We start from the raw sequence: 15,213 nt of genomic DNA, 5'->3' as shown, positions 1-15,213 counted from the left end.
TCAGTTCCCTTCTGGCGTGAGCCGGTCGGCGAGGAGCTGAGCCAGGTGGACGCCGCGCCTGGGGGACAGGTCGGCGATCTGGGTGCGGCAGGAGAAGCCGTCGGCGAGCACGGCCGCGTCCGGCGCGGCCTCCCGCAGCGCGGGCAGGAGCTGCTGCCCGGCGACCGCCACCGACACGTCGTAGTGGCCCTTCTCGACGCCGAAGTTGCCGGCCAGTCCGCAGCAGCCGCCGAGCCTGCGCACCTCGGCGCCGGCCGCGCGCAGCAGCCGCAGGTCCGGCTCCCAGGTCATGACGGCGTGGTGGTGGCAGTGCGGCTGGGCCACCACGCGCACGTCGTCGAGCGGCGGCGGGCGCCAGCCGGGGGTGGCGGCCAGCAGCTCGGCGAGGGTCCTGGTGGCGCGGGCGACGGGCGCGGCGGTGTCCTCGTCCAGCAGCTCCAGGGCGTCCGAGCGCAGGACGGCCGTGCAGGACGGCTCCAGGCCCACGATCGGCACGCCGTCACCGGCCTCCGCCGCGAGGTCGCGTACGGTCCGGCCGAGAATGCGCCTGGCCTGGTCGAGCTGGCCCGTGGAGATCCAGGTCAGCGCGCAGCAGCCGCGCCGCGCGGTGACGCGGGGCGCGTAGCCGGCCGCCTCCAGCACGGCGACGGCGGCTCGGCCGACCTCGGGCGCGAAGTGGTCGGTGAAGGTGTCCACGAACAGCAGCACCGGCGCGCCCTCCGCCGGAGGCCGGCGCGCGAACCAGGAGCGGAACGTGCGCGGCGCGAACGCGGGCAGCGTGCGCCGCGCGTCCACCCCGGCCAGCGCGAGGGCCGGCCGGCGCAGCGCGGGCACGCGCAGGGCGGCGTTGGCCACGCGCGGCATCCGGGACGCCAGCCGCGCCCACAGCGGCAGCCGCCCCAGCGAGTAGTGGGAGGCCGGGCGCAGCCGCCCCCGGTAGCTCTGGTGCAGCACCTCCGCCTTGTAGGCCGCCATGTCCACGCCGGTCGGGCAGTCGGAGGCGCAGCCCTTGCACGCCAGGCACAGGTCCAGGGCCTCGTGCACCTCGGGCGAACGCCAGCCGCCCGACACGTCCCCGCCGTTGAGCATCTCCTGGAGGGCCCGCGCCCGGCCCCGGGTGGAGTCCTTCTCCTCCTCGGTCGCCAGATAGGAGGGGCACATGACGCCGCCGGTCCCGGTGTTGTCGGCCCGGCACTTGCCCACCCCCGTGCAGCGGTGCACGGCCTGGGAGAAGTCGCCGCCGTCGTGCCGGTAGGCCAGGGCGAGCCGGCCGGGGGCCGGGCGGGCGGCGGGGACGCGCAGGTCGGCGTCGAACGGGCGGGGCCGCACCAGCACGCCGGGATTGAGCGTGCCGGCCGGGTCGAAGACGCCCTTCACCCGCTCGAACAGGCCGATCGCGTCGGGGGAGTACATGAGCGGCAGCAGCTCGCTCCTGGCGCGGCCGTCGCCGTGCTCGCCGGACAGCGAGCCGCCGTAGCCGGCGACGAGCGTGGCGGCGGCGACCAGGAACTCGCGCAGCACCCGAGTCCCGCCGGGCCGCTCCAGCGGCAGGTCGATCCTGATGTGCAGGCAGCCGTCGCCGAAGTGCCCGTACGGCAGGCCGGTCAGCCCGTGACCGGCCATCAGCTCCTCGAAGTCGCGCAGGTAGCGGCCGAGCATCGCGGGCGGCACCGCGGCGTCCTCCCAGCCCGCGTGCGCCGGCCGCCCGGCCGGGCTGCGGCCGGACAGGCCCGCGCCGTCCTCCCTGATCCGCCAGAGCGCCGCGGCCTTGGCCGGGTCGGTGACGACGAGCGCGTCCGGGTGCCCCGCGGCCAGGCGGGCGGCCCGCTCGCGCACCTCGGCCTCGTCGTCGCCGGCGATCTCGGTGAACAGCCAGGCGGCGCCGCCCGGCAGCGGCGGCACCGCGCCGGGGCCGCGGCGGGCGCGGACCACGTCCACGATGCGGGCGTCGAGGCCCTCGCACGCGGTGGGCAGGAAGGCGAGCAGGCCGGGCGCGGCGTCCCCGGCCTCGGCGATGTCGGCGTAGCCGAGCACGACCAGCACGCGGTGCGCGGGGTCGGCGACCAGCCGCACCGTCGCCTCGGTGAGCACGGCGAGCGTGCCCTCGCTGCCGACCAGCAGCCGGGTCACGTCGAAGCCGTTCTCGGGCAGCAGGTGCTCCAGCGCGTAGCCGGACACCTGGCGGCCGAACCTGCCGAACTCGGTGCGGATCGTCGCCAGGTTCGCCGCCACGAGGTCGCGCAGCGCGGCCGGCCCGGCCTGCGCGGGCAGGTCCAGAAGCGTGCCGTCGCCGGCCACGGCCTGGAGTCCCGTCACGTTGTCGGAGGTGCGGCCGTAGCCGAGCGCGCGCGAGCCGCAGGCGTTGTTGCCGATCATCCCGCCGATCGTGCAGCGGGTGTGGCTGGAGGGGTCGGGGCCGAAGCGCAGCCCGTGCGGGGCCGCCGCCCGCTGGAGCGCGGCCTGGACCACGCCGGGCTGGACCACCGCCGTGCGGGCCTCGGGGTCGAGCTTCAGCACCCGGTCCATGTGCCGGCTGAAGTCGAGCACCAGACCGGGGCCGACGGCGTTGCCGGCGATCGAGGTGCCCGCGCCGCGCGCGGTCAGCGGGATCTCGTGCCGGGCGCACAGCTCCACGGCGGCCTGGACGTCCTCGGCGGTCCTCGGCCGGGCGACCAGCAGCGGCGGCACCCGGTAGAGGGAGGCGTCGGAGGAGTGGATCGCGCGGGTGGTGCCGTCGGTCAGCACGTCGGCGACGCCGCGCCGGCGCAGGTCGCTCGCTAGAGCCGCCGCTTGATCCATGCGTAGCATGTTACATGCGACTTGGGTACGATGCCAGCCATCACGACCCAGAGAAGGGACGGCACGATGGTGGACGCGACCGCGCTGCGGGCGGCCTTCGCCCGGCGCCTGTCGGCCATGTACGGCACCGAGGTCCCCGCCTACACCACGCTCGTCGAGGTCTCCCAGGAGGTGAATCGCGAGGTCCTGACCCGCATGGGCGCGGACGCCGAACGGCTCGGCTCGATCGGCCGGGTCACCGCCGAGCGGCACGGCGCGATCCGCGTCGGCACCCCCGCCGAGCTGGCCCAGGTCGCGCGGATCTTCGGCGCGATGGGGATGTACCCGGTCGGCTTCTACGACCTGCGGGAGGCGGCCAGCAGCTCGGTGCCGGTCGTCTCGACGGCGTTCCGGCCCGTGGACGCCGGCGAGCTGGCCGCGAACCCGTTCCGCGTCTTCACCTCCATGCTGGTCACCGGCGACCGGCGGTTCTTCGGCGAGGATCTGCGGCGGAGGCTGGAGGCGTTCCTGGAGGCCAGGCGGCTGTTCCCGCCCCGGCTGCTGGAGCTGGCCGACCGCGCCGAGGCCGAGGGCGGCCTGGACGACGCGGCGGCCGAGGAGTTCCTGACGCTCGCCACGCGCTCGTTCGAGCTGTCGCGCGAGCCGGTCTCGCGCGGCTGGTACGCCGAGCTGGAGCGGGTCTCGGCCGTGGCCGCCGACATCGGCGGCGTCCCGAGCACGCACGTCAACCACCTGACCCCGCGCGTGCTCGACATCGACGCCCTCTACGCCCGCATGTCCGCGCGCGGCATCACCATGATCGACGCCATCCAGGGCCCGCCCCGCTGGTCCGGCCCCGACCTGCTGCTGCGCCAGACCTCCTTCCGCGCGCTCGCCGAGCCCCGGCTGTTCCGCGAGGACGACGGCCGGATCGCCGAGGACGACCTGCGGGTGCGCTTCGGCGAGGTCGAGGCCCGGGGGATCGCGGTGACCCCGGCCGGGCGGGCGCTCTACGACGAGCTGGCCGCCGCGCTGGACGACGCCCTCGCCGGGCGGCGCGTGGACGCGGAGGAGCGCAACGCGGTGGCCGCCGGGCTGTGGGAGGCGCGGGTGCCGCGCACGGAGGCGGAGCTGGCCGCGCGGGACCTGGCGTACTTCACCTTCCACGCCGCGCCGGACCGGCCCTCGGGGCCGCCCCCGGCCGGGCTCGCCGAGCTGCTGGCGGGCGGCTGGGTGAGCGCCCGGCCCATCGTGTACGAGGACTTCCTGCCGCGTTCGGCCGCCGGGATCTTCCAGTCGAACCTCACCTCCGACGGCGCCAAGGACGTCACGGCGGCCGGCGCCGACTTCGGCCCCGACGAGCTCGCCGGGGTGCTCGGGCGGACCCTGCACGACCCGTACGAGCTGTACGCCGCGATCCGCGCCGAGTCGCTGGCCCGCGTGCGGGAGGAGCTGGGCCTGCCCGGCGAGGCCGGCTAGAGGTCGTCGACGACGGCGGCCCAGAGCGCGGCCACGTCCACCGGCTCGCCCTGGGCGCGGGCCGCCTGCGCGGCGAGGATGAGCCCGGTGTTGGTCAGGTGGGCGCGCATCGCCCGCACCGCGCCCCCGGCGTCGCCCGCGGCCACCGCCGCCACGATCGGCTCGTGCTCCTCGTGGACCTGGCGCAGCGTGCGCGAGGCGTCGTCGGTGGAGGTGCCGAGGATGCGCATGGTGTCGCGCAGGCCGCCGACGATCGCGCGGGCCCGCCCGTTGCCCGCGGCGACCAGCACGCGGTCGTGCAGCGCCTGGTCGAGGTGGAAGAACAGCTCCTCGTCGCCGGCCTCGACCGCCTCCGCCATCCGCTCCATCGTCTCCCGCAGCGCCGCGCCCAGCCCGGCGGGCCCGGCCCCGGCCGCGCGCCGCACGGCGGGCAGCTCCAGCGCGAGCCGGACCCCGAAGATCTCGACGATCTCGCGCGGGTGCGGCAGCACGACCCGGAACCCGCGGTTGCGCTCGACCTGCACCAGCCCGGCCTCCACCAGGCGCAGCATGGCCTCGCGGACCGGGCTGCGGGAGACGTTGAGCTGCTCGGCGATCTGGTAGACGGAGTAGAGCCGGCCGGGGACCATCGCGCCGGTGTGCACCGCCCGGCGCACCTCGGAGATCACCTGCTCGGCCAGTGACCGGCCCGCCTGCGGCAGCGGCTGCAGCTTCAGCTCGGCGTGTTCGCGGGTGGGCGGCATGGAGGCATGGTACCCGTACGGGTGCGCCATACGTTCTTCACCAATTCTTGCCCGGTACGGGATATTCAAGTTCGGTGTGGCGGTCGGGTGGGATTCGTGCCTCCTGCGAGCATCGTGCAGCAGGCATTTCCGAAAGGAACAGCACATGTTCGCGCCCATTCACCTTCGCCGCGGAATGCGGAAGGCCGCCGCGTGCGGCACGCTCTCGATCGTCCTCGCCGCCACGCTGGCTCCGGCATGGGCGGACAACCGGACGGACAGCCCGGCGGACAGCCGGACGGGCGACGACGACGACGTCGACAACACCGTCGCCGAGGCCGTCGACGAGACCGCCGAGGACAACGTCAACAACCGCCGCCGTCACCGCAACCGCGTCAAGGACACCGACCACCCCGTGTGCACGCCTCGGATCTTCTTCAAGCGCGGGCACATCTCACCGCGCAACTTCTTCCTGCCGCGCACCCGCTACACCGACGGCCCCGGCGGCTCGATGACGGTGTCGGTGACGAGGGAGCACGAGGTGCTGGCGTTCCTGGAGACGGAGAAGGAGTGGGTCAGGACCAGCAACCCCATCGAGCCCGGCGAGGTGATCCGCGCGCTGCGCAAGAACGGCATCCCGCACCTGGAGGAGCGGCACATGGTGTTCACGGGGCACGAGTACACGCGCGAGATCAGCGACGGGATGTACGGCAACATGTGGTACCGGGTGTTCGGCTACCGCATCGGCTGGTCGGCGTGGTCGGTCCTTTCCACGTGCCGGCATGTGGAGATCGCCTCGGGCATCGCCAACGTGCCGGCCCGCTTCGAGGGCTGGAAGTACTGGGAGTCCAAGCACCCCTCGTACAAGGGGAGGAGGCTCCCCTGGAAGTGACCCTGGCGGGTCAGCGCCGGCGGCGCCGCCGGCGCCGCCGGCTCTGGTCGGAGGCCTCGTCCGGGCCCGGTGACGGGCCGGGCAGGCTCGGCAGTGCCAGGCATGCTCGGATCGCCGTCAAACGGCGCAATACGATCATGGCACAACTCTCCTTCGGATTTCCGAACTGGCCCCATACCCCTCGCAAACGTGAGAATTCTCTTGTGTGAGTAATTTTCACTGGTAAAGAGGTTCATCCCGTCCCATGCTGAAGCGGCACGGACTCCAGTCCATTTGGCTAGGGAATGGGAGTTACCTATGCCGCCGGTGATCGTGGGGCACGACGGCCCTCAGTCCGGAAGACGGTTCCCGCTCGGCGATCGGCCGCTGACGTTCGGCCGCAGGGGCGACAGCGGCGTGGTGATCGCCGGCGGCCGGGCCTCGCGCTCGCACGCCGAGGTGCGCCACGAGGAGGGCCGCTACGTCCTGCGCGACCTGGGCAGCCGCAACGGCACCCTGGTCAACGGCGCCCGCGTGGCCACGCACGTGCTGCGCCCCGGCGACCTGATCAGCATCGGCGACGAGGTCTTCTGCTTCGAGCTCGCGGGCGAGGACGCCGACACCATCATGGACCCCGGGACGGTGCGGAGCGTCGTACGGGCGGTGGACCCCGGGCAGGTCCTGCGCGTCACGATCAGCGGCGGCGGCCCCGTCGGGCTCAGCCTCGCCCTGCTCCTCGACCAGCTCATGGGCGAGCGGGTCGCGATCACCGTCTACGACGGCCGCTGGAAGAGCGACGGCGCCCGCGTCGTGTGGAAGGGCAGGGCGGAGGGCAACGTCCGGCGGCAGCAGGTCGTCACCGTCCAGAGCCGCCAGTACCTCAACCTGCCGGAACGGGCGCAGGCCCGGCTGTTCGCGCCCGGCGCGTACACCGAGATGTGGCCCACCGGCCCCGACTCGATCCGCGGCCAGGGCCCGCGCAACCTGCGCATCGCCTACATCGAGGACACGCTGCTGGAGCTGGCGAACGAGCGCCCCGACCGGATCCGGCTGGTCCCCGCGCGGTTCTCGCCCGACGAGCACCGCGAGGCCACCGGCCGCGACCACGTGCTCGCCATCTGCGAGGGCGGGCGCTCGCGCACCCGCGCCCACTTCGCCGCCAAGTTCGGCAACGCCGACACCTCGATCTACTCGCTCGACGGCCACCACCTGCAGGACGTCGTCCTCGGGCTGCGCGTCAGATCCGAGCTGCCGGACCCGATGACCGTGCTGCTCACCGTCGCCCAGAACCGCTTCCTGCTGAACGCCCTGCGCGGCGAGGGCTTCCTCAACATGCGGCTGACCGACGAGGAGGCCAAGGAGGTCATCGGCATCGACCCGGTCCGGCACGTGTTCGAGCAGTGCGTCGCCGCCAGCCCGTGCCTGATGGACCGGACCGAGCACGGCGAGTTCCACTGCTCAACGCACGGCACGCTGTTCCTGCCGGCGCTGGTCAGAGGCTCGCGGCTGTGGACGCGGGTGCTGGAGGGGCTGCGCTTCTTCGGCGTCGCCGAGGAGAACCTGAGCGCGGTCACCGCGTTCCGGCTCGACATGGTCCAGCGGCCGCGCTTCACCGCCCAGCTCCACCCGCCGACCGCCGGGACGCCCGGCACGTACGGGTTCCTGCTCGGCGACGCCGCCAACGCCATCCACTTCTGGCCGGGGCGCGGGCTCAACAGCGGGCTGGCCTCGGCCATCTCGCTGGCGCGTACGCTCAGCCAGAGCTGGCGCGGCCGGCCGTTCCGCGACGCCGACTTCATCCGGCACGAGGCGGCCATGTCGATGCTGCAGTACCGGCACAAGAGCCGCGCGTGGCAGGCGATGGTGGCCACGGACGGCCACGGCGTCACCCGGGCGATCAAGGACCTGATCGCCGACGGCCTCACGCCCCCCGAACCCGCCGCGGAGGGTTCCAGGGAGGCCGATCTGGACGCCTTCATGGACCGGCTCAGGCAGATCCGCGACCGGCTGGCCTCCCGCATCCCCGGCCTGCCCGACGACGCCACGCTCCGGGCCCACCTGCGCTGCCTCAGCCCCGAGGCGCTGCGCGCGTTCCTCGCCAGTGGGGCGTGGGACACGCTGGTCATGGGCGGCGAGGAGGTGGACATCGACATCTTCTACCGGCAGGACCCGCCGGACGTGCTGGTGTCCGCCCCGCCGCAGCCGCCCGACGACCGCCGCCAGGCCACCCGCGTGATCCGCCGGGGGCCGAGCGGCCAGATGGTCTGACCCCGCGAGGTCAGGGGATGCGGCGGAGGGCCCACTCGACGCCGGGGCAGCGGTCCATCACCACGTCGAGCCCGGCCTCGCGGGCCCGCCGCCCGGCGGCCTCGTCGACGACGCCGAGCGGCAGCCACACCGCCCCCGCCCCGATCGCGACGGCCTCGTCCACGAACCGCCCGGCGTGCCCGGCCCGCCGGTAGACCGCGACGACGTCCACTTTCTCCGGCACCTCGGCGAGCGTGGCGTACCCCGGCTCGCCGAGCACCGTCCCGGCGGCCGGGTGGACGGGGATGATCCGCTTGCCGCGCGCCTGGAGCAGGCCCGCCTGGTCGTACGCCGTGCGGTCGGGGTTGTCCGACAGCCCGACGAAGGCCCACGTCCGCGTCTCGGTGAGGAGCCGGCGGATGACGTTCTCGTCCGCGAAAGCATTGCCCATGTCCGGGCAACACGACCGCCCCGCGGGGAATTTCCGCCTCAGCGCTTCATGAACGCCAGCAAGGCGGCCGCCAGCTCCTCGGGGGCGTCCTCGGCCATGTGGTGGCCGCTGTCGATCGGATGACCGGTCACGTCGTCGGCCCAGGTGCGCCAGATGGCCAGCGGGTCCCCGTACAGGTCCTCCATGTCGTCCCTCGACGACCAGAGGAACAGCGTCGGGCAGGCGACGCGGCGGCCCGCCGCCCGGTCGGCGTCGTCGGCGGCCCGGTCCACCGTCAGCCCGGCCCGGTAGTCCTCGCACATGGCGTGGACCGTGGCCGGGTCGTGGATGGCGCGGCGGAAGTCCAGGTACGCCTCCGGCCCCATCTGCTCCTCCATGGTCCGGTACCAGGCGTCGGGGTCGGCGCTGATGAAATGCTCGGCCGGCTTGTCGGTCTGGCCGAGGAAGAACCAGTGCCACCAGGCCGCGGCGAAGCGCGCGTCGGCGCGGGCCAGCGCCTCGCCGATGGGGATCGCGTCCATCACGACCAGGCGGGTGACCTCGCCGGGATGGTCGACGGCCAGGCGGTGGGCGACGTACGCGCCCCGGTCGTGCCCCGCCACGGCGAAGCGGTCGTGGCCGAGCGCCCGCATGAGGGCGGCCATGTCCCGCGCCATCGCGCGCTTGCCGTAGGGGGCGTGGTCGGGAGTGGTGGGTGGCTTGCCGGAACGGCCGTAGCCGCGCAGGTCCGGGCAGACCACGTAGTGGTGGGGGGAGAGGAGAGGGGCGACGCGGTGCCAGGTGGCGTGCGTGCGCGGGTGGCCGTGCAGGAGCAGCAGCGGGGTGCCGGAGCCGCCGTGCCGGACGTACAGCTCCGTCTCGCCCACGTCGATCACGTCGGTCGCGAAGTCGTCGAACATCCGCGGCCACTACCCAGCGGAGCGGCTACCCGATCATCGCGGCCCCGGCGCGGAACGGGCGCCCTCCACCGCGTACGTGACGAGCGTGGTCAGCACCTCCTTGACCGAATCGCGCCGCCGCACGTCGCACAGCACGATCGGGGTCGTCTCGTTCAGCCCGAGCGCCCGCCGGACCTTGGCGGGATCGTACCTGCGGGCCCCGTCGAAGCAGTTCACCCCCACGACGAACGGGATGCCGCGCTGCTCGAAGTAGTCCACGGCCGGGAAGCACTCCTGGAGGCGGCGGGTGTCGGCCAGCACCACGGCGCCGAGCGCGCCGAGCGCCAGCTCGTCCCACATGAACCAGAACCGGTCCTGCCCCGGCGTCCCGAACAGGTACAGCCACAACCCGTCGCGGATCGTGATGCGGCCGAAGTCGAGCGCCACGGTGGTGGTGGTCTTGGACTCCACGCCCGACAGGTCGTCCACCCCGACGCCCCGCTCGCTCAGCAGCTCCTCGGTGTGCAGAGGACGGATCTCGCTGATGGTGCCGACCATGGTCGTCTTGCCGACGCCGAAGCCACCCGCGATGAGGATCTTGATGGCCAAGGCCGAGGCGACGGCCGTCGACCCCGGCTCAGAGGCTGCGTAGCCCATGCAGCACTTCCCTGTAGATGCGTTCGTCGATCGTCTGCGCCACCGGGCGCGGCCGTTCGATGGTGACCAGGCCCTCGCGCCGCAGGTCGCCCAGGATCACCCGGGTGATGTTGAGCGGCAGCCTGAGGTGCGCCGCGACGTCGGCCACCGGCGTGGGCCGGCGGCACAGCGACAGCACGGCGCGGTGCTCGGGGATCAGGTCCGCGAACTCGTGCGAGCCGGCGACCGTCGCGACGATGGCCACCAGGTCGAACGTCTCCCCCTGCGGGCGCGCCCGGCCCCCGGTCAGCCCGTACAGCCGGATCAGGGGGCCGGGATCCTCTCCTGTCACGGTCTCGCGCCGTTCCAGGCGGGTGCCGGTGCCGCTCCCCTCGGCTGCGCGGAGAGGTGCTCGCCGACCCTCTTGACCATCAGCGCCATCTCGTACGTGACCATGCCGAGCTCGGCGTCGGCCGCCGCGAGCACCGCCAGCCGGGCTCCCTGGCCCGCGGCGGTGACGAACAGGAAGCCCCCTTCCATCTCGATGATCGTCTGCCGTACGCCGCCCAGGCCGAAATGCCGGCCCGCGCCCATGGCGAGGCTGTGGCTGCCGGCGGAGATGGCGGACAGGTGCTCGGAGTCCTCACGGGTCAGGTCACGGGAGCCGCCCATGGCGAGCCCGTCGGCGGACAGCACGATGGCGTGCCGGATGCCGGGGACGCGCTGGGTGAGGTCGTCGAGGAGCCAGCTCAGTTCACTTCTGGGGTCGGGCATCGGGATGGTCGTCCTTTCGGTTCCACACGTCTTGTCCTTGCGGCTCGTCGGCCAGGCGGCGTCCTTGCTGCCAGCCTTGCTGCATGGACGACATGAGCTGTGCGAGCTCCTCCGGCGAGCGTACGGAGACGCCACGCGCCTGGGTCCGTCGCGCGGTGCGGAGCTGAGGGGCGAGGCTGGCCTGCGGGACCCGCATGGGCAGCCCGTCCAGGTCCTCGTCGGCCTCCTGGGGCGGAACGGTCACGCTCCAGCCCGGAGGCGGGCCCGGCGGGACGGCGGGAGCGGGCCGCGCGGGCGGCGGCACGGGCGGCGGCGCGGCGGGAGCGCCGTTGCCGTTGCGCGCCGGGGGAGCGGCCTCGAACCAGGTGCCGCGCTCGGGCCGCGCCGGCTCCTCCGCCACCGGGTCCGGCACGCGCTCGGCCGCCTGCTCCTCCGGCTCGTCGCCGGGCAGGTCACTGAGGTCGTCGGGGAGGCGGACCGGGTGGCCGTTGAGCACCTTGGCGTCGAGGGGCGGGTCGAGGGGCGAGCGGGGCTCGGGCGCGCGGTGCCGCGGCTCGCCGGGCGCGGAGTCGAGCGCCCGCATGGGCCGGCCGGCGACCACCCGCTCGGCGGGCCGCGCCGGGCTCTCCATGCCGGCCAGCAGGCCGATGGGCAGCAGCACGATCGCGGTCGTCCCGTCGTACGGCGAGCGCCGCAGGGAGATCTTGATGCCGTGCCGGGCCGCGAGGCGGGACACCACGAACAGCCCGAGCCGGTCGCTGTCGGCCAGGTCGAACTCCGGCGGCTCGGTGAGCCGCGCGTTCAGCTCGTCCAGCGTGGCCTGGTTCAGCCCGAGGCCGCGGTCCTCCACCTCCAGGGCGAAGCCGTTGGCCGCGGTCATGCCGCGCACCTGCACGGAGGTGTCCGGCGGGGAGAAGACGGTGGCGTTCTCGACCAGCTCGGCCACGAGGTGGATGACGTCGGTGACCGCCGCCCCGACCAGCATCGGGGCCTGCGGCATCGGCGCGACGGTGACCCGGGTGTAGTCCTCGACCTCCAGGACCGCGGCCCGTACGACGTCGAACAGCGGCACCGGGTCGCGCCAGCGGCGCGCGGGCGCGGAGTCGGACAGGATGATGAGGTTCTCGGCGTGCCGCCGCATGCGGGTGGTGAGGTGGTCGAGCTTGAACAGGTCCTCCAGCACCTCCGGCTCGTCCACCCGGCGCTCCATCGTGTCGAGCAGCGCGAGCTGGCGGTGCAGCAGCGCCTGGTTGCGCCGCGCCAGGTTGAGGAACACCTGGCCGACGCCCTTGCGCAGCGTCGCCTGCCCGACCGCGGCCTCGACCGCGGTGCGGCGCACCGCCGCGAAGGCGTCCACGACGCGGTCCACCTCGGCGGTGTCGGCCGGGTCGAGGGGAGGGGCCTCGGTGGCGGGGTCCACGTCGTCGCCGCGGCGCAGCCGTTCCACCAGGCGGGGCAGCCGCTCCTCGGCCAGCTCCACGGCCGAGCCCTGGAGCCTGCGCAGCTCGGAGATGAGCGAGCGGCCGAACCGGTACGACAGCGCGAGCGACAGCAGCATCGCGGCGAGCCCCGCGAGGAGGACCAGCCCGATCCGCCAGTAGGCGCCGCTCTTCTGCGCCTCGGCCTCCTCGGCGGCGCGGGCCAGCTCGCTCTGGGTGCCCCGGTTGATGAGGCCGAGCAGCGCCTCGGCGTCGCCCTTCCACTGGGCGGCCTCGACCGGCGGCGCCCCGCCGGTGTCGAAGGTGAACAGCTCGTCCTCGGTCTCGATCAGCCGCCGGTACTGCGGGCTGCCGACGAGCGCGTCGTAGTTGGCCTTCAGCTCGGGGCCGGCGTCGCGCTCGGCGTTGGCGAAGACGAGCCGCCGGGCGGTGAACGCGGCCACGAACGCGGCCCGGTCGGTGGGCGACATCCGGCGGTGGACGATGGTGGTGGTGAGCACCGCGTGCTCGCGGCCCAGATATTCGGCGGTGGCCGCGTACGCCGCCATGCCGCGCACGGAGCGGAAGGAGGAGACGTCGCTCAGCGCGTCGCGGTCGTTGAACTGCCGGTTGGCGACGGCGATGACGTTGTTGTACGCGTCGATGATGGCCAGCGGCGGGGCCAGGACGCCGCCGTCGGCGGAGGCGCGCAGCGACTGCAGCCCGTCGAGGGCCTGTACGAGCGCGCGCACCTGGGCGGGGGTCTCCTCGCCGCCCTCGGTGACGTCCACGGTGCCGATGACCTCGCGCAGCCGTTCGACCTTGGCGTCGGTGTTGCGACGCTGGTCGACGAGGGGCGCGTACGAGCCGGTGCTGCGAGGGGCCTCGGCCGAGAGCTGCCGTTCGCGCTGGAGCTCGACGATGAGCTGCAGCACCGGCGAGCCGATGGCCTCCCAGCGGTCCTGCGTCTGTGAGACGTCCACGATCTCCTGGACGCTGGAGTAGGCGATGAAGCCCCACAGTGCCACCATCGACACCAGCGGGAGTAAGAGGATCCGGAGCAGCTTGGCACGGATCGGAGGGGGCGAACTCATACGATCATGTCCAATTCCGCCGGGCAGCCGCGAGCCGGTATCGCCCCCCGAAGATGCCCGTCACGACTGATTACTCCTTACAGGTCCGTCCACTATGCCGATGGGGCAGATGTACTTCAAGGTACGGATGCGAAGAAACCGGCTTATAGCGGGTTGACTCTTTGTCAACACACCGATCGTGAACGTAACGGTTAGCATGTCACCTAATGTGACGAATCTTGGCCCAATTTCCGAACATTGTTCCGGAGTGACCGGCGGGGTCAGGCGGCCTCGGCGGCGGCCAGCAGGGACGAGAGCTTGTGCAGGCCGCGTGAGGTGCGGGCCTTGACGGTGCCCAGGGGGACGCGGAGGCGTTCGGCGATCTCCTGCTGGGTCAGCCCGCCGTAGTAGGCGAGCTCGATGACCTGGCGCTGGGCGTGGGAGAGCTCGGCCAGGGCGCGGCGGACGCGGTCGCGGTCGGCGAGGCCGTCGTCCGCCGGGCGCTGCGCGGGCACGGCCGCCTCGGTCGCGGCGTCCAGGGGGACCGTGGACGGGCGGCGGGCGCGCAGGTGGTCCACGGCGCGGCGGTGGGCGATCACGTAGAGCCAGGCGGCCTGGCTCCTGGACGGGTCATAGCGCTCGCGGGAGCGCCAGGCGTCGGCGAACACCACCTGGAGCAGGTCGTCCACGTCCTGGGGCGAGATGAAGCGCCGCAGGTAGGAGCGGAGGGCGGGCGCGTGCGCGCGGTAGCTGTCGCTCAGGGTCTCCTCGTCGTCGCGCCCTGAGTGCTGCTGATGGCTGGTGGTCGGAGTCATCCCCATGGTCCGTCCCGCTCCCCTGGAAAACCTATTCAAAACCTATTCATAACGGGAGGAGCGGGACGGCACAACGTCATCGGGGGAAAGACACGCTCAAGGCAGGGTCCGCCGGAGTTGGGACAGCGCCTCGCGGAAGGTATCTACCCTGATCACGCCCTCGGGAAGAGCCTCACGCCAGCCCCGGCCGCCGACGATCAGCCGCGCCGCCGGGCGCAGCCGCGGCAGCGCGGCCAGGGGAGCGGTCGCGCCCGTGAGCTCCTGCTGCGACCACACGAACACCGCCGCCGGATGCAGCCGGCGCATCGCGTGCGCCAGCGCGGCGTAGGGGGTGCGGGCCCCGAGGACGCGGGTCTCCACGCCCTCCTCGGCCAGGGCGGCGGCCAGGGCGTGCACGGGGAGGGTGTGCTGCTCGTCCTCGGCGCAGGCGAGCAGCACGGGGCGGCGGCCCGCCGGGGCGGCCTGCCGGAGCGCGTGCCGGTGCAGGGCGGCGAGGATGCGGTCGGAGAGCAGGTGCTCGACGTCGATGCCCGCGCCCGAGTCGTCCTGGCGGCGGCAGACGGCGTCGAAGGCGGGCAGCACCAGCCGCTCCCACGTCGGCCGGACCCCGTGCGCCGCCAGCGAGGACTCCAGCAGGTGGGTGACGGCGTGACTGTCCAGCACGAACGCGGCCCGTACGAGCGAGGTCACCCCGGCGCCGGCGGGCTCTGCTCCCGCGGGCCCGGCCTCCGTCGGGCGAGTGGCGGAGGTGTGCCGGGGAGCCGGGGGCGTCGGCGGCTCGCCGGTGAGGGTGAGGGTGAGGGCGTGGCGGGCGGCCTCGGCGGGCGGCAGGCCCTCGGCGATCAGCCGCTTCATCTCCCGCAGCCGGTGCAGGTCGGCGGCGTCGTAGCGGCGGTGGCCGCCCGCGCTGCGGCGGCTCGGGCCGAGCCCGTACCGCAGGTTCCAGGTGCGCAGCGTGGGCGCGGGCACGCCGATCAGCCGCGAGACGGCCCCGATGCCGTACCCGGCCTCTTCCTCACTCACCGAACGTTCCTCACTCACCGACGCCCCGCTGGTCCGGACCCTTTTCCG

The 15,213-nt window shown here is 73.7% G+C and carries 13 protein-coding genes; 3 read left to right on the top strand and 10 right to left on the bottom strand.

Going from position 1 to position 15,213, the window contains the following annotated elements:
• A complete protein-coding gene (locus tag ACBR40_RS16110; RefSeq protein WP_371249224.1) occupies window positions 1-2,799 on the bottom strand; it encodes an FAD-binding and (Fe-S)-binding domain-containing protein in 2,799 nt (932 codons plus the stop codon).
• 66 nt (window positions 2,800-2,865) lie between these two features.
• On the opposite strand from ACBR40_RS16110, the gene ACBR40_RS16105 reads away from it, so the two are divergent.
• Complete coding sequence (locus tag ACBR40_RS16105; protein ID WP_371249223.1) at window positions 2,866-4,257, top strand: 2-oxoadipate dioxygenase/decarboxylase family protein; 1,392 nt, start codon at window positions 2,866-2,868, stop codon at window positions 4,255-4,257.
• Here ACBR40_RS16105 and ACBR40_RS16100 read toward each other — a convergent pair.
• Window positions 4,254-5,000 (bottom strand): GntR family transcriptional regulator, encoded by a 747-nt coding sequence (locus ACBR40_RS16100; protein WP_344204386.1) that lies wholly within the window; start codon window positions 4,998-5,000, stop codon window positions 4,254-4,256. The two genes, ACBR40_RS16105 and ACBR40_RS16100, sit on opposite strands and share 4 nt — an antisense overlap.
• A gap of 145 nt (window positions 5,001-5,145) precedes the next feature.
• Between ACBR40_RS16100 and ACBR40_RS16095 the strand changes: the two genes are divergently transcribed.
• Both ACBR40_RS16095 and ACBR40_RS16090 read left to right on the top strand, forming a co-directional pair.
• On the top strand, window positions 5,146-5,871 hold the full coding sequence (locus ACBR40_RS16095; RefSeq protein WP_371249222.1) for a hypothetical protein: 726 nt from the start codon (window positions 5,146-5,148) through the stop codon (window positions 5,869-5,871).
• A 297-nt stretch (window positions 5,872-6,168) separates the two neighbouring features.
• Window positions 6,169-8,118, top strand: a complete 1,950-nt coding sequence (locus ACBR40_RS16090) for an FHA domain-containing protein (RefSeq protein WP_344204383.1) — start codon at window positions 6,169-6,171, stop codon at window positions 8,116-8,118.
• 10 nt (window positions 8,119-8,128) lie between these two features.
• Here ACBR40_RS16090 and ACBR40_RS16085 read toward each other — a convergent pair whose 3' ends face one another.
• The 8 genes from ACBR40_RS16085 to ACBR40_RS16050 form a co-directional block, all read right to left on the bottom strand.
• Window positions 8,129-8,548, bottom strand: coding sequence for a CoA-binding protein (locus ACBR40_RS16085; protein WP_344204381.1), 420 nt, complete (start codon window positions 8,546-8,548; stop codon window positions 8,129-8,131).
• A 38-nt stretch (window positions 8,549-8,586) separates the two neighbouring features.
• Window positions 8,587-9,447 carry an alpha/beta fold hydrolase gene (locus tag ACBR40_RS16080; RefSeq protein ID WP_371249221.1) on the bottom strand — a complete coding sequence of 287 codons (861 nt, stop codon included), beginning with the start codon at window positions 9,445-9,447 and terminating at the stop codon, window positions 8,587-8,589.
• Between the two features lie 33 nt (window positions 9,448-9,480).
• The gene (locus ACBR40_RS16075) at window positions 9,481-10,083 is read right to left on the bottom strand and encodes an ATP/GTP-binding protein (RefSeq protein WP_344204376.1); all 603 of its coding nucleotides are present in this window, start codon (window positions 10,081-10,083) and stop codon (window positions 9,481-9,483) included.
• Complete coding sequence (locus ACBR40_RS16070) at window positions 10,064-10,414, bottom strand: DUF742 domain-containing protein (RefSeq protein WP_344204374.1); 351 nt, start codon at window positions 10,412-10,414, stop codon at window positions 10,064-10,066. The genes ACBR40_RS16075 and ACBR40_RS16070 overlap by 20 nt, the downstream gene beginning before the upstream one ends.
• Window positions 10,411-10,836, bottom strand: coding sequence for a roadblock/LC7 domain-containing protein (locus ACBR40_RS16065; RefSeq protein ID WP_344204372.1), 426 nt, complete (start codon window positions 10,834-10,836; stop codon window positions 10,411-10,413). The genes ACBR40_RS16070 and ACBR40_RS16065 overlap by 4 nt, the downstream gene beginning before the upstream one ends.
• Window positions 10,817-13,285: a nitrate- and nitrite sensing domain-containing protein gene (locus tag ACBR40_RS16060; protein ID WP_371249332.1), complete on the bottom strand. Its 2,469-nt coding sequence runs from the start codon at window positions 13,283-13,285 to the stop codon at window positions 10,817-10,819. The genes ACBR40_RS16065 and ACBR40_RS16060 overlap by 20 nt, the downstream gene beginning before the upstream one ends.
• A 323-nt stretch (window positions 13,286-13,608) precedes the next feature.
• On the bottom strand, window positions 13,609-14,148 hold the full coding sequence (locus ACBR40_RS16055) for an RNA polymerase sigma factor (protein WP_344204369.1): 540 nt from the start codon (window positions 14,146-14,148) through the stop codon (window positions 13,609-13,611).
• 90 nt (window positions 14,149-14,238) lie between these two features.
• Complete coding sequence (locus ACBR40_RS16050; protein WP_371249220.1) at window positions 14,239-15,165, bottom strand: MerR family transcriptional regulator; 927 nt, start codon at window positions 15,163-15,165, stop codon at window positions 14,239-14,241.
• Window positions 15,166-15,213 lie beyond the last annotated feature (48 nt).

It is taken from the genome of Nonomuraea sp. AD125B (assembly GCF_041402765.1).
GTDB classification, from domain to species: Bacteria; Actinomycetota; Actinomycetes; order Streptosporangiales; family Streptosporangiaceae; genus Nonomuraea; species Nonomuraea bangladeshensis.
The sequence above is the reverse complement of the archived record's forward strand: the minus strand, read 5'-3'. Positions and strand labels throughout refer to the sequence as shown.